Source organism: Lacticaseibacillus parakribbianus, assembly GCF_025490915.1.
GTDB lineage: Bacteria > Bacillota > Bacilli > Lactobacillales > Lactobacillaceae > Lacticaseibacillus > Lacticaseibacillus parakribbianus.
In genome coordinates this window covers 52,789-69,303 of sequence record NZ_JANQBA010000001.1, presented here as the reverse complement: position 1 = coordinate 69,303, position 16,515 = coordinate 52,789, and the positions used below count along the sequence as shown (strand labels likewise).

General features: G+C 62.0%; 16 protein-coding genes and 1 riboswitch. Of the genes, 1 reads left to right on the top strand and 15 read right to left on the bottom strand.

All coding sequences use genetic code 11. The annotated features are described in order from the left end of the window. Positions 1-50: 50 nt before the first annotated feature. Positions 51-171, bottom strand: a riboswitch (FMN riboswitch). A gap of 50 nt (positions 172-221) precedes the next feature. The 13 genes from NUH19_RS00340 to NUH19_RS00280 form a co-directional block, all read right to left on the bottom strand. Next, positions 222-1,052, bottom strand: coding sequence for a pseudouridine synthase (locus NUH19_RS00340; protein WP_262314569.1), 831 nt, complete (start codon positions 1,050-1,052; stop codon positions 222-224). Further along, a complete protein-coding gene (gene scpB / locus NUH19_RS00335) occupies positions 1,045-1,626 on the bottom strand; it encodes an SMC-Scp complex subunit ScpB (RefSeq protein WP_338085505.1) in 582 nt (193 codons plus the stop codon). The genes NUH19_RS00340 and scpB overlap by 8 nt, the downstream gene beginning before the upstream one ends. Next, positions 1,626-2,351 (bottom strand): segregation and condensation protein A, encoded by a 726-nt coding sequence (locus NUH19_RS00330; RefSeq protein ID WP_262314568.1) that lies wholly within the window; start codon positions 2,349-2,351, stop codon positions 1,626-1,628. The genes scpB and NUH19_RS00330 overlap by 1 nt, the downstream gene beginning before the upstream one ends. Beyond that, positions 2,326-2,718, bottom strand: coding sequence for an N-acetyltransferase (locus NUH19_RS00325; RefSeq protein WP_262314567.1), 393 nt, complete (start codon positions 2,716-2,718; stop codon positions 2,326-2,328). The genes NUH19_RS00330 and NUH19_RS00325 overlap by 26 nt, the downstream gene beginning before the upstream one ends. 114 nt (positions 2,719-2,832) lie before the next feature. Beyond that, positions 2,833-3,717, bottom strand: coding sequence for a site-specific tyrosine recombinase XerD (xerD, locus tag NUH19_RS00320; protein WP_262314566.1), 885 nt, complete (start codon positions 3,715-3,717; stop codon positions 2,833-2,835). Positions 3,718-3,726: 9 nt separating this feature from the next. Beyond that, the gene (locus NUH19_RS00315) at positions 3,727-4,578 is read right to left on the bottom strand and encodes a CvfB family protein (protein WP_262314565.1); all 852 of its coding nucleotides are present in this window, start codon (positions 4,576-4,578) and stop codon (positions 3,727-3,729) included. A gap of 45 nt (positions 4,579-4,623) precedes the next feature. Further along, the gene (locus tag NUH19_RS00310) at positions 4,624-5,085 is read right to left on the bottom strand and encodes a DUF441 domain-containing protein (RefSeq protein ID WP_262314564.1); all 462 of its coding nucleotides are present in this window, start codon (positions 5,083-5,085) and stop codon (positions 4,624-4,626) included. Positions 5,086-5,210: 125 nt separating this feature from the next. Then, the gene (locus tag NUH19_RS00305; protein WP_262314563.1) at positions 5,211-5,954 is read right to left on the bottom strand and encodes an EAL domain-containing protein; all 744 of its coding nucleotides are present in this window, start codon (positions 5,952-5,954) and stop codon (positions 5,211-5,213) included. 10 nt (positions 5,955-5,964) lie between these two features. Further along, the gene (locus tag NUH19_RS13095) at positions 5,965-6,951 is read right to left on the bottom strand and encodes a GGDEF domain-containing protein (RefSeq protein ID WP_262314562.1); all 987 of its coding nucleotides are present in this window, start codon (positions 6,949-6,951) and stop codon (positions 5,965-5,967) included. A gap of 204 nt (positions 6,952-7,155) precedes the next feature. Further along, a complete protein-coding gene (locus tag NUH19_RS00295) occupies positions 7,156-7,317 on the bottom strand; it encodes a hypothetical protein (RefSeq protein WP_262314561.1) in 162 nt (53 codons plus the stop codon). Positions 7,318-7,439: 122 nt separating this feature from the next. Then, positions 7,440-9,206 (bottom strand): pyruvate kinase, encoded by a 1,767-nt coding sequence (gene pyk / locus NUH19_RS00290; protein ID WP_262314560.1) that lies wholly within the window; start codon positions 9,204-9,206, stop codon positions 7,440-7,442. A gap of 59 nt (positions 9,207-9,265) precedes the next feature. Beyond that, positions 9,266-10,225 carry a 6-phosphofructokinase gene (pfkA, locus tag NUH19_RS00285; protein WP_262314892.1) on the bottom strand — a complete coding sequence of 320 codons (960 nt, stop codon included), beginning with the start codon at positions 10,223-10,225 and terminating at the stop codon, positions 9,266-9,268. Positions 10,226-10,338: 113 nt separating this feature from the next. After that, positions 10,339-13,632 carry a DNA polymerase III subunit alpha gene (locus NUH19_RS00280; RefSeq protein WP_262314559.1) on the bottom strand — a complete coding sequence of 1,098 codons (3,294 nt, stop codon included), beginning with the start codon at positions 13,630-13,632 and terminating at the stop codon, positions 10,339-10,341. Positions 13,633-13,751: 119 nt separating this feature from the next. Here NUH19_RS00280 and NUH19_RS00275 point away from each other — a divergent pair, with 119 nt between their 5' ends. Then, positions 13,752-13,949, top strand: a complete 198-nt coding sequence (locus tag NUH19_RS00275) for a YjzD family protein (RefSeq protein WP_262314558.1) — start codon at positions 13,752-13,754, stop codon at positions 13,947-13,949. Positions 13,950-14,028: 79 nt separating this feature from the next. Here NUH19_RS00275 and NUH19_RS00270 read toward each other — a convergent pair whose 3' ends face one another. Together NUH19_RS00270 and NUH19_RS00265 are read right to left on the bottom strand one after the other, a co-directional pair. Then, a complete protein-coding gene (locus tag NUH19_RS00270; RefSeq protein WP_262314557.1) occupies positions 14,029-14,883 on the bottom strand; it encodes a hypothetical protein in 855 nt (284 codons plus the stop codon). Between the two features lie 84 nt (positions 14,884-14,967). After that, positions 14,968-16,515 (bottom strand): bifunctional metallophosphatase/5'-nucleotidase, encoded by a 1,548-nt coding sequence (locus tag NUH19_RS00265; protein ID WP_262314556.1) that lies wholly within the window; start codon positions 16,513-16,515, stop codon positions 14,968-14,970.

The following is a 16,515-nucleotide window of genomic DNA, read 5'->3' as shown; positions in this document are numbered from 1 at the left end:
TACCCCCGGGGATAATGAGTCTTCTCTTGAATTTCAGCATTCAAAATAAGCCCCATCTTCTTTATCTAGACTATACTATCGGTTCCGGAATCACACCGAATCGGCCGCGTTGCCGCGGGTCGTGGACTTTCACCACCGGTCGGGAATTGCACCCTGCCCCTGAAGACGAACCAGTTATTTAATTACGTACTAATTGTAACCAAACCGCCCGGTCGTGTCAACTACTTTTTGCGAGCGGTTTCACGCTTGCGCTTGGCCTGTGCCCAGCCCTCGCGACTCACCGGCTTCTTGCGCCGCGCCGCCGTCGCCTCGGGGCTTGCGGCCGCCGCCATATCACGCAGGGCGGTCAGCTCCGCCTGGCGCAACGGCCGGTGCTCACCTGAGACCAGCCCCTCGAGGTTCAAGGGGCCGTACTCGGTGCGAGACAGCTTCATCACCGGAAAGCCCAGCGTCTGAAACATCTTCTTGACCTGGTGGTTGATGCCTTGGTGAATGGTCAACGACACAATCGCGGTCTGCTTGTCCTTGTCGCTTGACATGATGTTGAAGCGAGCCGGCGCCAGCTTCTTGTGGTCGACCACCAGCCCGTCGCGCAGCGGCATCATCTGGGCGCGAGTCGGGATGCCTTGGACCTTGGCGACGTACTTCTTGTCGACCTTGAAGCTCGGGTGCATCAGCATGTTGGCGAACTCGCCGTCATTGGTCATGATCAGCAGCCCCGACGTGTCGTAGTCCAGCCGCCCCACCGGGTAGACGTGCTCACGCACATCGGCGAAGTAGTCGGTGACCACCGCGCGTTTTTTATCGTCGGTCACGGCGGTGATCACGCCGCGGGGTTTGTAGAACAGGAAGTAGCGCTTCTTCTCCTTGTTCAGCGGTACCCCGTCGACTTGAATCTCGTCTTTAGGCGTGACCTTCACGCCCATGGTGGTGACCACCTCACCGTTGACCATCACGTGGCCGGTGGCGATCAGTTCCTCGGCGTGGCGCCGTGACGCCACGCCGGCGTTGGCAATCACTTTTTGCAGTCGTTCAGCACTCAGTTCAGTCATCCGTTTCTCCTTTGTCAGTTGCCGGCAGCACCGCGTCAAAATCGGCGAACAGGTCCACCTCCTGCGGCGCCTGGGCCGCCTCAAGCGCCGGCAGGTCGTCCAGCGTGGTCAGCCCGAAGTAATCGAGGAAAAAAGGCGTGGTGGCGTAAAGAATCGGCCGCCCCGGTGCCTCCTTGCGCCCCGCCTCCTGAATCAGCCGCCGCGCCGCCAGCGTGGTCAGCGCCCCGCTGCTTTGGACCCCGCGGACCTCATCGATGTCAATGCGGGTGATTGGCTGCTGGTAGGCGATGATCGCCAGCACCTCAAGCGCCGCCTGCGACAGCCCCTGCGCCGGCGGTCCGGCGAAGTAGGCGTGCAGCAGGTCGCCGAACGCCGGCTTGGTCAGCAGGAAGAAGCGGTCATCGGCCTGCTGCAGCATTAGCCCGCGGTTGGGGTCTTCCTCTAGGCTTTGGGCCAGGTTGGCGAGCTGCTGGCGGGCCGCGGCCGGGCTGATGTTCAGCAGCTGGGCGAACTGGTCCAAGGCGACGCCGGCCGAACCGGCGGTGTACAAAATGGCTTCAAGCGCCGGTTGCATCAGGCGGCCTCCTTCAAGGTGACAATGATTGGGGCGAACGGCTCGGCCTGCTCGCAGACAATCTGCGCGTTTTTCATCAGTTCCAAAATGGCCATGAAGGTCGTCACCACCCCTTCGACCGTCCGCCTTTGCAGCAGCCGCTCGAAGCGGCAAGTGTGCCACTTGGCGAGGTCTTGCATCACCTCACCGAGCCGTTCGGTGACGGACACCGGCTCGGCCTCGATGTGGGCGATGGTCTGAGCCGTCGCCAGCTGCCGGGCCACCACCGCGGCCATCGCCTGGGTGAGGTCGCGCAGCTTGACCGCCCCGGGGGCCATCGGCACTTGAAAATCGGCGTCAGGCAGCGTTTCGGCCTTGGCGTAAGACTTCGCCCGGGCGCGTTCCAGCGCCTTGAAGCCGGCGGCGGCCTCTTGGTAAACCTGGTAGGTCAACAGCTGCGACACCAGATCCGCGCGGGGGTCGACGTAATCATCGGCCAGCTCGTCTTGCGCCTCCGGTTGCGGCAACAGCATCTGGCTTTTGAGCGCCATCAAGCTGGCGGCCATCACGAAATAATCGCCGGCCACATCAAGCCTGAGCTCCTGCATGTGGCGCAGGTAGTCCAGGTACTGGCTGGTGATGGCGGCGATTGGAATATCGTAAATGTCGACCTCGTTGGTGCGAATCAGGTGCCACAGCAGGTCCAGTGGCCCGGAAAAATCATCTAAGACCAGTGTCAGCGGCATGGCCGGCCTCTTTTCTCTGCTGGTTGAACCCGGCGACCAAAGGCGCGTTTTCAAGCGTCCCCATCAGCCGGCGCTCCGGGTACAAGGCGGCCAGGTCATCCAGCACCGCGTACTGGGTGGCCGTATCCCGCACGGCCGGTGACAGCGACAGGTGGCGGACCAAAGCGAAGTCGGTGCCAAGCTCGACGCCGACCACGCCTTCAAAATCGCCTCCGGCCGCCTCGCGGTAGAGGTACAGCACATGCGCGTTGTCCTCGGTGTAAAGCTTAAGCTCCGTCTTGAGGTGACCCATGTCCTTCAGATCCGGCTCAAAGGACAGGAAGCCCATCGCAATTTTGGAATAATCATTCTTGTATTTCGTCAGCATTGTACCCTCCACACGATGTCTACCGTCGCCCATTGAACCGGGCGTCTTTCTTGGATAAGATACCACAGGCGCCGGTCCCGGGCAAATTCGCTGTCCCGACTAAACCACGCCCCATCAGCCCCGCGGGTGGGTCTCGTGGTACACCGCGACGATTTTATGGTTGCTGAGGTGGGTGTATATCTGCGTGGTGCTGATGTCGCTGTGGCCCAAAAGCTCCTGGACCACGCGCAGATCCGCGCCGTTCTCCAGCAGGTGCGTGGCAAAGCTGTGGCGCAGCGTGTGTGGCGTCACGTTCTTCTTGATGCCAAGCGCCGCGATGTAGGCCTTGAGGTTCTTCCAGATGCCCTGGCGCGTCAGCGGCCGGCCGTGGAAGTTCACGAACACCGTCGCCGGCCGGGTCTTGACCGTCAGACTCGGTCTGGCGTCTTGCAGGTAACGCTGCACCCAGCCGGCGGCCTGGGAGCTGATCGGCACAATGCGCTCCTTGTCGCCCTTCCCGGTCACCTGAATCAGGTTCATGCTCAGGTGCAGCTGGTCCAGCCGGAGGTTGACCACCTCGGACACCCGCAGCCCAGTGGCGTACATCAGCTCAAAAATCGCGCGATCGCGTAGGCCAAGCGGCTTGCTCAGGTCCGGGGCGGCCATCAGCCGGTCGATTTCGGTGTTCGACAGCGTCGCCGGCAGGTGCTGGGCCGGCTTGGGCGAGTCGATCAGAACCATTGGGTCGGCCGCCACCACCGCCTCCTTGAGCAGGTAGCGGTAAAAGCGGCGCATCGCGGAGATCATGCGGCTCAGCGAGCTCGGCGCCTTTTGTGCGTTTTGGTCCCCTAAGAAGGCCTGAATCACCGTCAGCTCGCTGGGAAACGCGTCCAGCTGGGCGCTTTGCTCAAGCCACGCCTGAAACTCCCGCAGGTCCTGGCGGTAGCTGACCTGCGTCGTCTTGGCCAGCCCCCGCTCGACGTCCAGGTAATGAATGAAATCCGCAATCAGCTCGTCCAAGGTAACCTCCTACAACAGTTCGGTGACACCGTCGTGCTGGCGAATTTTCTTTGCCTTCATCAGGTGGCCCAACGCACGTTTGAACGCGGCCTTGCTGATGCCGAACGCCTGCTTGATCGCCTCCGGATCGCTTTTATCCGTGAACGGTATCCGGTGGTCCTGGCTGTGCTCTAAGACCGCCAGCACCATGCCGGCATCGTCGTCGATCGCCTCAAAGGCGCGCGGCTTGAGCGACAGGTTCAGCTCGCCGTCCTTCACGCCAATCACCCGGGCATGCACGACCTCGCCCAGCCGCGGCTCCACGTCGCGTTCCGCCGGGTGAATGAAGCCCAGGTAAAAATCATCGGTCAACACGTGGGTGCCGGCCATCTTGAGGCGGTACACCGTCGCCGTCACGTCCTGATTCATCAGCTCCGGCTTGGCGCGGTTGGCCACCGCCCGGATGATCGACTCATCCGCCAGGCTCCCCCACAGCCGGTGTTTCTTGTCGATCATCAGCTGCACCATCAGCCGGTCGCCGCGGTTGGGCCACAGGCGGGTCAGCTCCGGCAGCTGGTCCAAGGACACGACGATGTCCTTGTCCGGCAGGCCGATGTTGACGAACACCCCGAGGTCGCGCCGCACCTCAACCACCGTCCCGAAGGCGTAATGGTCGTGGCCGACCTTGGGCAGCTTGGTGGTCAACCGGGCGACGCCGTGCGTGTTCTCGTAGGCAAAACCGGACACGGCGGTGCCGACGGCCGGCGCTGCCTCAAACTCGGTGCGGTCGATTGCCATGGTCACCCCGTCGTACTGGGCGAAGACCTGTGTGTCATTGCTGTCCGTCACCGCGGCGGCGACGATTTGCCCGTTAAAGTTCATGTTTGCTCCTTTTGTGCCATGCACATTGCTTCCATATATGGTGTGTTACTTACCTGGAATCAGGTTGAACACCGTCAAAATCACGTAGGTCATGCCGCTGGCAATCACCGGCCCGGCTGCGATGCCGCGCAGCAGCACCACGCCGAGAATCGTGCCGAACACCAGGGCGACGGTCATCTCGGGGCTTTGCGCCAGCAGGCCGACCCCCTTGGCCGAAAGCACCGCGACCAGCACCCCCATCGCGATGGCAATCCAGCCGGCGGGGCTTTTCATCACGCGCATCAGCTCCTTGACCCCGATGTCGCCGGTAGCAATCGGCACCATGATGGCCGCGGAAATCACCGTGACCCCCCAATTGATGCCCTGAGCCTGCAGCAGCTTCAGGAACGGATGAAAGGCCGGGACCAGCTTCAGCACCAGCACAAACCCGACCCCGATCAAAAGCGCCTGGTTCTTGGCCAGCGCCGCTATGGCGAGCACCGCCAGCAGAAACAACCAACTCTCCATGTTCGACCTCCGTGTTTAGTCTTGTAACAGTGTAGCGGAGTTAACATAAAAAAGCAACCACCGCGGTGCCACCACACAAAAAGTGGCCGCCCACGGCGACCACTTTGACGACGCTTGCCCTCGGCTCACGCCGGCAGCGCCGGCTTGCCGAAGAAGTACCCCTGAAAGTACGCGACGCCGAGCTGCTGACCGTATTGCACATCGGCCGCGGTTTCGACCCCTTCCAGCACGAAGGTGATCGCGGCCTTTTGGGCGACGGCCGCCCAAAAGGCGACCCGCTCGCGAATGCGGCCCAATGACTCATGGCGCCTGAGGTTTTGCATCGCGAACTTCACCCCGTCGATGTATGGCAGGATCCGCTGCACCAGCTCGTAGCTGTTGTCCGAGCCGACGTCATCGATGAACACGCGAATGCCTGCGTCGCGGTACCGCGCCGTCACTCGGCGGATGGTGTTGAGGTCCGGTACGGTCGTGATCTCGACAATCAGCTCGCCGGGGCCGTAAGGGGCGGTGGCGAACCCGGCCAAGGCGTCGGCGGTGGCGGGATCGGAGAACTGTCCCAACGTCAAGTTGAGGGTCACCCGCGGCACCGGCGTGTGTTTCAGGGCCGCCGCAATCAGCGCAATCTGCTGCTCAACGCTGATGTCGAAGCGCTTAGGCAACAGCCACCGCGCCGCCGCCTGATCGTACTCGCGAAGCAACAGCTCCGCCCCCCAGGCCGTAGCCTTCTCTGCCGCCGCGGCCTGAATGCCCTGGGCGAAAAAGGCGAGGCGCGGTGTCTGATCGCTCGTCGCCACCCCGTCACCGCACATGCGGTCGCGACCCTGCTTCTTGCTCACCCGCAGGAAATCATCCGCCCGTTTGAGCACCGCATTGATGCTATCGTCCTGAACGCCGGCCACCGCGATGCCGGCCGACCAGCGCCACCGTTGCCTGCGGGGTGGCGTCCAGCAGCGCCAGCGTAAACTCGTCGCCGCCCGAGCGAAAGAAGCGGCCGTTAGGGGTCGTCGCGACCACGTCGTGCAAGACGTCTGCGAACTTGACCAAGGCGACGTTGCCACTCAAGAACCCGACGCTGCGACTGTAATCACCGAAGCGATCGACATCAAGCGCCACCACCGTCAGGCTCAAGCCAAGGTCTTGGGCGCGAACCAACAGCCGGGCCAGCTCGGCCTGATCGCGAGTGAACGCGGCGTCGCCGGTCAGCCGCTCGTAAGCCGCGACGCGCTGAAGGTCGGCGGTTTTCACGTCGGTGGCCAGCATTAGCCGGTTGGCCTCGCAGATGATGACAGACAACAGCGCGTAGGCCAGAAGCTCGCGCCCCCACCACCAACCGTCCCAGCTGCGCGGCTGCGTCAAATAAATCGTGCCGATGCCCCAGACGCCGACCGCCAGAATCGCCAGGTGATCCAAAAGCCGCGACTCATGCAGCCGCCGACGCTGCCAGTAACACCCCATCAGCAACGCTAGCCACACCAAATACGCGCCGACCACCCAACCGGACAGCGGGGCGGCGAAGCGCCAGACGTACATACCGGCGGCCACGGCCTGCACGGCGAGCGTGACCAGGTCCCCGACCTGCACCACGATGACGTACAGACAGACCAGCATCAGGTTCAGGAAGGCCCAGTGGTAGCCAAACACCGACATGACCGGGTCGACCTGAAACTGCAGGCCCTGAATCACGTAAAGCACCGCGAGGAAGCTCAGGCTGATCGCGCGAACCAACCCGCGCCGGTGCGACACGATGAACGGTGAAATCGCACGGTCATTGACCCAGTAAATCAAAGACGTGATGCCGACGGCGAGAAAAACGCTTAACAAGAATGTGATGCCAAAAGACAATGCAATCATGGTGCCTGACACGAATCCGACCTCCGCGAATTGGATTAAAGTGAGGAATGGCTCATTACTTCGCCACCTTAACCCAATCATTATAGCAGAGCCGCACCGCCGCGCAACGAGATTTTCCTCGATTGGCCTGACCGATTCGCAGTGGCCCGATCACCCGGCGGCACCAAAAACGCGGTTGCCAAGGTCATGCCTTGGCAACCGCGTTTTCGCACGGCATCAGTACTTGCCGTCGTCGCTGAACAGGTAATAAATTAGCATGCCCACGCCCAGCACCGCACAGCCGGCGCCGATGTATGGCACCACCTGGCCGAACCTCGTGGTGGTCATGATGATGGCCCCGCCGACAAAGAGGAAGCCACCCGCCTGTAAGTTTTTCATTTGCCACTCCTTTCGGTCGCTTTGACTCAATCATACCATCCGCCAGTCAGCGTTTTCAACGCCCGGCTCAATCACACAAAAACACCCGCCTTGCCGAAGCAAAGCGGGTGTTGCAATCAAGCTTAAAGCGCGTTGGTCGCACCCTTGTAGATGATCCCACGACGGGAATCCACGGTGATGACCTGGCCGTCGGTGATGGCGTCCAGGGCACCCTTGGCGCCGACCACCACAGGAATCCCCATGGCGATGCCGACAACCGCGGCGTGACTGGTCAAGCCGCCGTTTTCAACAACCAGCGCTGCGGCCTTTTCGATGGCCGGCAGGTAGTCCTTGTCGGTGGTCTTCACAACCAAGATGTCACCCTTTTGGGTCTTGGCGATGGCTTCCTGCGCGTTGGTGGCGATGACCGCCTTACCAACGGTGGAGTCGTCACCGACACCGGAGCCTTCGACCAGCTTGGAGCCGATCAGCTGAACCTTCATGACGTTGGTCGTGCCGGTTTCGCCAACCGGGACGCCGGCGGTGATCAGGATCAGATCGCCTTCCTCGGCGAAGCCCAACTCCTGGGCCTTCTTGGTCGCCAGGTCGAACATGTCATCGGTGGATTGAGGCGCCTCGGCGATGATTGGGTAAACGCCCCAGTTGATCATCAGACCGCGCTGCGTCTTTTCATCGAAGGTGATGGCCAAGATGTCAGCCTTTGGCCGGTACTTGGAGATCATGCGAGCCGTGAAGCCGGACTTGGTCGCCGCGACGATGGTCTTGACGCCAAGGTTGCGGGCCGTGTGGGCCACAGCCTGGCCGACGGACTCGGTGATGTTGGCGTTGGAGTAAGCCTTCAGTGCGAAAGCATCCTGGTCCTGCATCGCCTTTTCGGTGTACTCGTCGATCCGAGCCATTGCGGCAACGGATTCAACTGGGTACTCGCCGTTGGCGGATTCGCCGGACAGCATCGTCGCATCGGTGCCATCGAAGACGGCGTTGGCCACGTCGTTCACTTCGGTACGGGTCGGGCGTGGGTTCTCCTGCATGGAGTCCAGCATCTGAGTGGCCGTGATAACCGGCTTGCCCAGCGCGTTGCACTTCTTGATCAGGGCTTTTTGAACCAGCGGCACGTGTTCGAACGGAATCTCGACACCCATGTCGCCACGGGCAACCATCAGGCCATCGGAGACCTTGATGATGTCGTCGAAGTTGTCGATACCTTCTTGGGATTCAATCTTTGGGAAGATTTGGACGTTCAGGGCATCCTTTTCTTCGAGCAGTTCACGAATATCCAAGACGTCTTGCGGCTTACGAACGAAGGAAGCGGCGATGAAGTTGATGCCGTTGTCCAGGCCGAAGCGAATGTCATCGGCATCCTTTTCGGTGATCCCTGGCAGGTTGATGGCAACGCCTGGTGCGTTGACCCCTTTGCGGGAGCCCAGAACGCCATCGTTTTGAACGGTGGTGACCAGTTCGCGGTTAGCTTCGTCCTTTTCGGTGATCAAAACATCGATCAGACCGTCGTCAAACAGAACGTGACCACCGACGTGCGTGTCGTCGTACAGGCCTGGGTAGGTGACCGCAATCTTCTCGGGCGTGCCTTCAAGGCTGGCGTCCATGGAGATGCGAACCACATCGCCGGTGTGCATTTCGAACTTGCCGTTTGGCGTTGCCTGAACCGTGGTGCGGATTTCCGCACCCTTGGTGTCCAGCATGATGCCGACGGTCTTGCCGGTGATCTTTTCCGCCTCGTGAACCATGCCCATGCGCTCAAGGTGCTCGGCGTGGTCACCGTGGGAGAAGTTGAACCGGAAAACGTTAGCCCCCGCTTCGATCAGCTTTACGATAATGTCCGTGGTGTTACTTGCAGGTCCAAGCGTGCTAACGATCTTGGTCTTTTTCATGTATGAAATCGCTCCTTTGACAATTTTTTAAAACCGACTTTAACGTCAGAATTAACAGATTAGTAGGACAGGTCTTCCGCCAACTTGTAGAGGGAAACCTCTGTCTCGTGCTTCGAGTTGAACAGGTCGGTCATCGCGTGGTTGACCAACTGGTTGTTCTGGATGCCGATGGCCAGACCACCCTTACCCTGCATCAGCAGTTCAACGGCGTAGGCGCCCATCTTGGAGGCCAAGACGCGATCCTTGGCCGTCGGGCTGCCGCCGCGCTGGACGTGGCCCAGCACCGTGGCCCGGGTTTGGAAGTCGCCATACTGGTTAAGCTTGGCGGCGAACTCGTCGGCGTGCATCACGCCTTCGGCCAGCACGATGATCGCGTGCTTTTGGCCGCGTTCGCGGCTGGACTTCAGCTTGGCGGCCACGGCCTCGACGTCGAAGTCGTGTTCCGGAATGATGACATCGGCGGCACCACCGGCAACGCCGGCCCACAGTGCGATGTCACCGGCGCCACGACCCATGACCTCGACCACGAAGGTGCGTTCGTGGGAGGCGGCGGTGTCGGACAGCTTGTCGATGGCGTCAAGCGCGGTGTTGACCGCGGTGTCGAAGCCGATCGTGAAGTCGGTGTACGGAATGTCGTTGTCGATCGTGCCCGGCAGGCCGATCGCATTGTAACCATGCTCGGTCAGGCGCAGTGCCCCGTGGTAGGAGCCGTCGCCGCCGATGACAACCAGCGCATCGATGCCGAACTTGTTCAGCTGTTCGATGCCCTTGAGCTGGGTCTCTTCCTGCGCGAATTCAGGGTAACGCGCGGAGAAGAGCATCGTGCCACCACGGGAAATCATGTCGCTGACCGTTGCGGCTTCCATCTTGAAGATGTCGCCGGCAACCAGCCCTGCGAAACCGTAATTGATCCCGTAGACTTCGAGGCCTTCAGTAATCGCCTTGCGCGCAACGGCACGAACTGCGGCGTTCATGCCCGGTGCGTCGCCGCCACTGGTCATAATCCCAATGCGTTTCATCATTTCACCTCATGCGTTTTCTTTTAAGGACCATAACGGCCCCCAAATACTCGTTAAGCATATCACTTTTCAGAAAGAAAGTCCCGTCTTCACCCCGAGAATTTCGTTTTTTCCTAGTGACGTTTAACGTCTTGAAGCACCGCGTTGCCGGCGCCAATCAGCCCCTCGACCCCCGCCAGCAGGTCGGCATCCGGCGTCACCCAGTAGCGACGATCGAGCATCACGCTGTCGCGGGTTGCGGCCGACACCGTGATCACCGGCACCTGGCCGCGGCTGGATGTAAGCATTTTCAGCAAAGCTTGCTTGGCGTCTTGGTCAAGCGTCGGAGCCAACCGCAAAAACAACCGCTGACGCGGCGTCGCCGCCACTGCCGCGGCGGCCGGCTCGATGGCGCTGGCCAACAGTGCGATGCCGTCACGCGCCTCGGTGCGGCCCCTGACAAGCACCACCGTGTTGGCCTCAAGCGTCGCAATGGTCGGGTACAGCTTTGGAAACACCGTGACGGACAGCGTCCCACTACCGTCTTGCCCATCGATGAAGGCCATCTCTTGCCCCTTCTTGGTGCGAATGCGCTTGATGCGCCGCACCACCAGCACCACCGCCACGCTTTGCTCCGCTTCGAGGGCCGCCGCCGGGGTGAGCGCGACGAACGGCGCCAGTGCCTGGACGTAGCGATCCACCGGGTGGCCGGACAGGTAAACGCCGAGCACCGCGGCCTCCTGGTCCAGCCGCTCGGTCGCCGGCATCTCCGGCACCCGCACGAGCTTGGGTGCCAGCGCCGCGAACAGCCCGACGTCGTTGCCGGCCAGGCGAACCGAATCGATCAGCTCACCCAGATTGGCCTGAACCTGGGCCCGGTTGGCGTCGAAGCCGTCAAAGGCCCCGGCCTGGACGAACGGCGTGAAGGTCTCCGGCCGCAGCCATTTGGAATCCAGCCGCTGCATCAGATCGCGCAGGTCGGCAAAGGGCTTGGCCCCACGGGCCTCAAGGATTGCATCGACCAGATCGCGCCGCACCCCTTGAAGCGACAGCAGCCCGAAGCGCAGCCCATGGCCCTCCAGCCGGAACACGCGACCGGAGCGGTTGATGTCCGGGCCCAGGACCGGCACCTTGCGCGACTTGAGCTCCTGCACGTACTGGCGCAGCTTGCCGGTGTTGGCGAGGTTGGCGTTCATCAAGGCGGCGTAAAAGGCCGTCGGGTAATGCACCTTGATGTAGGCCAGCCAAAAAGCGATTTTGGAGTAGGCGACCGAGTGCGAGCGGTTGAACCCGTACTGCGCGAACCGCTCGATGTAGGCGTAAACCGTTTGGGCGACCATTTCTTCGTAGCCCTTTTGCCGAGCGCCGGCCATGAACTTCACCCGTTCGGCCTCAATCACAGCCTGCTTTTTCTTGGACATCGCCCGGCGCAGCAGGTCGGCTTCGCCAAGCGACAGGCCGCCCATGACGCTGGCCACCTGCATCACCTGCTCCTGGTAGACCAAAACCCCGTAGGTCGGCGCCAGAATTGGCGCCAAGGCGGCCGCCGGGTAGGTGATCGGCTGCTGCCCGTTTTTCCTGGCGATGTAGGTATCGATCTGCTCCATCGGCCCCGGTCGGTACAAGGCGTTGGTCGCAATCACGTCCTCAAAACGGCTCGGCCGCATCCGCCGTAGCACCGCGCGAATGCCGTTGGACTCGAACTGAAACACCCCCGAGGTGTCCCCACGTGCGAATAAGCGCAGCGTCTCTTGGTCGTCCAGCGGGATGGCCTTGGGGTCAAAGGGCTTGCCGGTCAGCTGCTGAATGGTCTTGGTGGCGTTGGCCAACAGCGTCAGGTTGCGCAGGCCCAAAAAGTCCATTTTGAGCAGTCCCAGGGCCTCGACGTCCCCCATCGGCACCTGCGTCTGGGCGATGCCGTCGCCGCCGTCTTGCAACGCGACCGTGTCGGTCAAGGGCTCTTCGGCCAGCACGATCCCAGCGGCGTGGGTCGAGTCGTGGCGCGGCAGCCCCTCAAGCGCCAACGCGGTGGTGAACAGCAGCCGATTTTGGTCGGCATCGGCCACCAAGTTGCGCAGCGGCAGCGACTGCTGGTAGGCCGCCTTCAGATCGATGTGAAACTGGTTGGGAATCGCCGCACTCCACTTGTTGGCGTCAAACTGGCTGAGGCCAAAGACCCGGGCGACGTCGCGCAGCGCCTGCTTGGCCCCAAAGGTGCCGAAGGTGATGATCTGCGCCATGTGGTCTTGCCCGTAGCGATCATGCACGTAGCGAATCAGCTCGCCGCGCCGGTTATCCGGAATGTCCAAGTCAATGTCCGGCATGTTGGCCCGAGCCGGATTCAAGAAGCGCTCGAACAGCAGGTTGTATTCGATTGGGTCGACCTCGGTGATCGCCAAAGCGTAAGCCACCAGGGCCCCGGCCGCCGATCCCCGCCCCGGGCCGGTCATGATACCGACCTCATGCGCGTGGTTCATCACGTCCCACACCACTAGGAAGTAGTCATCAAAACCCATTTCCGAAATCACGCCTAGCTCGTAATCCAGGCGCTTGCGGTAGTCGTCGGGCACCGCGGTCGCGAAGCGCTTGGCCAGCCCCGCGGTGGCCAAGCGCCTGAGGTAGGCCGCGGCAGGCTGCCCCCCCGGCACCGGGTAGTGCGGCAGCTGCGGCTCGCGAAAGGCAATCGTCGCGTCGGCGCGGTCGACCAGCGCCGCCAGGTTGGCCAGAGCCTGCTGTTGTCCGGCCGCCTCGAACGGTGCCGCCGCCATGGCCGGTGGCATCAGCCAGTCGCCCCCGGCGTCTTGCAGGGTCGGGTCGCGAAAGTTCAGCTGGGTGCCGGCGCCGATCGCCTGCATCACCTTTTGGGTGAACGCGTCGGTCGGGTCTTTGTAACAGACGCGGCTGAGCGCCAGCGGTTGCAGATCATGGGCCTGGGCGAAGGCCGGCAGCTCGGAGTCAAGCTGGTTGGGCTCAAGCCCCAGGTACAGGCTGGCCGGCCGCTTGGTCAAAAGCGCGTCAAACACCGCTGTGGCCGGTTGCTTCAGCGCCTGAAAGGCCTCACTTTGCAGGTAGCTGCCGGGCACGATGGCGGCGATGCCGGTCAACTCAGGCAGCGCGGCCAGATTCGGCGGCGTCTGCGCCAGCTTGATGGCACTGGACAGCCGCAGCAGCTGATGGTACCCCGCCGTGGTTTCGGCAATCAGCACCGCCTGGGCATCCGGCAGCTCAAGCCGCATCCCCAGCAGCGGCTTGAGCTTGGCCGCCTGGGCCTGCCGGTAAAAATCGACCACCCCGTACATCACGTTGACATCGGTCAGCGCAACGGCGGAGAAGCCACGTTCTTGGGCCGTCGCCACGATTTCCTTGACCGTGAGCGGCCCGTTGAGCAGCGTGAAGCTGCTTTGGACTTGTATGTGCGTGAACATCATTTCGCCACCTCAAGCCCATTATACCCGAACGACCCGCGCAACGCGAACAGGGGTTTGTGCCGGCGACGGTTGCTTTTTGGCCGCGACGTGTTAAGATAACTTAGAAAAGAGGGATGACTATGCGCTATTTTGTTACCATCGTCTGGGGTGCCCTGCTCGGCGAGGTCGTCGGCTTCCTGGTCAGTGCGCTGGCCGGCAACACCTTTGATCCCAAGACAAGCCTGATCGTCGGTTTGGTCTTTGCAGTCCTGCTTTTCCTGCTGCCACCGACCATGGCGTACTTCGATCCGGAAACCAGCAAAAGCAAAAAGGCGTAACCCAGCGGTTGCGCCTTTTTCATGCGGCCAAAAACCAAACACGGCGGCTGCCTTCATTGGGCAACCGCCGTGTTTGGCGTCACTTGGTGATGTAAACGTACAGGTCACTGGTCGAAAAGCCGACGTTGAACTTGACGCCGTTGGAGGTGATCGTCGCGATGGTCGTCGCGCTGCCATCGGCGTCCTTGGTCGCCTGGTTGAACTTGCTCAAAACCGTCTTGGCCTCGGCCCCGGTGGCACTGGCCAAAAGCGCAAACTGAGTGCCAAACGCGGTTTGGGCCGCCTTGTCCTTCAGCGCCTTGAGCGGCACGATGTCGGTGATGCCCAGCACCTGACCGTCTTGAACGTTCATGCGAACCGTGCCACCGTTGCCCTTGAGGACCTGCTTTAAGCCCTCAACGCTTGCCGGCAGCTGCTCGTCTTTGGTCGCGACCTTGGCGCGGGCCATCGCGGCCGCCACGTTTTGCCGCTGGGTCTCCACCGCCGCCTGCTGGGTCGGCGTGAGCTTGGTCACATCCGTCTTCTTGGCGTCGGTGGCGGCCTTCAGCTGTTTTTGAATGTCCTTGGGCAGAGCGGTGGCGATCACCGCTTGGTTGTAGGCCTTTTGAATCTTCTGGTAGTCGCCCAGCACCTTGGCGGCGTGGACCGTCACCTTGTGGGTCAGGTCACCGGCCTTCAGCGTCACGGTTTGCTCACTTGCCGTCATCGGCACGGTGATCACGAAGGCGTCACTGTTGACCTTGACCGTGCCAGGCTTGACCGCGCCGGTGTAACGGACGGTTTTGGCCCCCTTGGCCTCACCTTTGATTACCGCGACCATGCCGCTTTGCTTGTAGCTAGTTTTGGTGGTGGTCAGCGTCTTGCCGCAGCCGGCCAGCACAAGCGTTGCCATCGCCGCGGCCCCGAGCACTGCGAGTTTGGAAAAATGTGTCATCGAGATCCATCCTTTGGTATTGAGTTGTCCTAACCGTAACAAGTCGCGGCCCAAAACACAACCAAAAAGTGACTGGCTGTCACATCAGCCGATCACGCGGAAGTTCCCATCGGCCACCGCGTCAATCACCGGGTGGTCGCGCAGGTAATCGGCGATCAGCTCGGTCATGTCCTTTTGGTTCTCCCGCACGACCTTGCTGGCGTCTAACATCGCAAAATCCCCGCCGCCGGCCGCCCGGTACTGATTGACCGTCACCTCAAGCACCTGCGTCGGCCCGACCGGCCGGCCGTGGTAGGCCAGCTCGGTGACCCGACTGCCGACCGGCTTGGTGATGTCCAGCGTGTAGTCGATGCCGTGGTACATGTCGTAGTTGTAGTGTTGAGGCTTGGGTGAGGCGAAGCGCTCGGTGACCACCAGACGGCCGTCGACCAGGCTGAAGTACTCGGCGTCTTGCTCAAGCGCCGCCTTGAGGTCGGCGCCGCTCAGCGCCACGACCGCCAAGGTATTCGGGTAGATGTAGTTGGTGACCACATCGCGCATGGTGATCTGGCTGCCAAAGCCGCGGCCCTCGTTGTTGAACAAGGCGGTGCCGGCGATGTCGGTGCCGGTGGCGGCCATCTGCACCCGGTTGATCAGCTCGATGTACGGGTGTTCGTGGACCCGCGCGGCGAAGGGATCGGTGATGGTCATGTCGCCCCTGACTTGCCCAAGCGGCGCGTCCAGCCAGTCCTCAACCGCCGCGCTGGTGGCCGCGACGCTGTCCAGCACCGCCGGGTTCGCCGCAGCCTCAGCCGTCGCCGCCAGACTGGCCTGACCGTCGGTGACTTCAAACCCGCCCTCGGCCTTCGGCGAAAGCGTCAGCGTGATCACGCCGACATCCGCCCCGCGGTAGCCGGGCTGGGTCGTCGCCACCCCGTTGACCACCCCAGCTAACTCACGGTGCTGGTGGCCGGTGACCAAGGCGTCGACGCCCGGCACCTGGGTCAGCGCGTAGCCGACGTTCTCACCGGTCAAGGGCTCGGTCGGCTCGCCGGTTTCCAAATCGCGCTCGAATCCGCCGTGATAGGCGATTACCACGACATCCGCTAGCGCCCGCAGCCTTGGCACCCAGGCCTTGGCCACGCTCACCGCGTCTTGGAATTCCAGGTCGTGAATGTTGGCGGCCCCTTCCCAGTGTGGAATGTAGCTGGTAGTGAGCCCAAGCACCGCGACCTTGACGCCGGCCTTGTCAAACAGCTGGTAAGGCCGCCCGAACGCCGGCTCGCCGTGGTCCAAAATGTTGGCGCAAAGAATCGGGTAATCAAGCGTCGCCACCGCCTGAGCCAGGTAGTCGCGGCCGTAATTGAACTCGTGGTTGCCCAGTACCCCGGCGTCGTACCCCACCGTGTTGTAAGCCGCCGTTTCAAGTGCCGGTTGCGCCTTCACCCGCGCGGCGTAGTAGGCCAAGGGCGACCCCTGGACGAAGTCGCCGTTTTCGATGGTCAACACGGGGCCTTGGGCCTGGGCCTTGAGCCGGTCAATCACGGTCTTGGCCTTGCTCAGCGAGAACGGCAGGTCGAGGTCGCGCTGGACGTAGTTGGTCGGGGTGATGAAGCCGTGGGTGTCGCTGGTTGAAAGTATGGTCAGTTGCAT

Bases quoted from the DNA above. Each gene is read 5' to 3' on its own strand.
- pyk (WP_262314560.1), bottom strand. From the start codon at position 9,206: ATGAAAAAGACCAAGATCGTTAGCACGCTTGGACCTGCAAGTAACACC.
- pfkA (WP_262314892.1), bottom strand. From the start codon at position 10,225: ATGAAACGCATTGGGATTATGACCAGTGGCGGCGACGCACCGGGCATG.
- NUH19_RS00280 (WP_262314559.1), bottom strand. From the start codon at position 13,632: ATGATGTTCACGCACATACAAGTCCAAAGCAGCTTCACGCTGCTCAAC.
- NUH19_RS00325 (WP_262314567.1), bottom strand. From the start codon at position 2,718: ATGCTGACGAAATACAAGAATGATTATTCCAAAATTGCGATGGGCTTC.
- NUH19_RS00310 (WP_262314564.1), bottom strand. From the start codon at position 5,085: ATGGAGAGTTGGTTGTTTCTGCTGGCGGTGCTCGCCATAGCGGCGCTG.
- NUH19_RS00340 (WP_262314569.1), bottom strand. From the start codon at position 1,052: ATGACTGAACTGAGTGCTGAACGACTGCAAAAAGTGATTGCCAACGCC.
- NUH19_RS00265 (WP_262314556.1), bottom strand. From the start codon at position 16,515: ATGCAACTGACCATACTTTCAACCAGCGACACCCACGGCTTCATCACC.
- NUH19_RS00270 (WP_262314557.1), bottom strand. From the start codon at position 14,883: ATGACACATTTTTCCAAACTCGCAGTGCTCGGGGCCGCGGCGATGGCA.
- NUH19_RS00295 (WP_262314561.1), bottom strand. From the start codon at position 7,317: ATGAAAAACTTACAGGCGGGTGGCTTCCTCTTTGTCGGCGGGGCCATC.
- NUH19_RS00275 (WP_262314558.1), top strand. From the start codon at position 13,752: ATGCGCTATTTTGTTACCATCGTCTGGGGTGCCCTGCTCGGCGAGGTC.
- scpB (WP_338085505.1), bottom strand. From the start codon at position 1,626: ATGCAACCGGCGCTTGAAGCCATTTTGTACACCGCCGGTTCGGCCGGC.
- NUH19_RS00315 (WP_262314565.1), bottom strand. From the start codon at position 4,578: ATGAACTTTAACGGGCAAATCGTCGCCGCCGCGGTGACGGACAGCAAT.
- NUH19_RS00330 (WP_262314568.1), bottom strand. From the start codon at position 2,351: ATGCCGCTGACACTGGTCTTAGATGATTTTTCCGGGCCACTGGACCTG.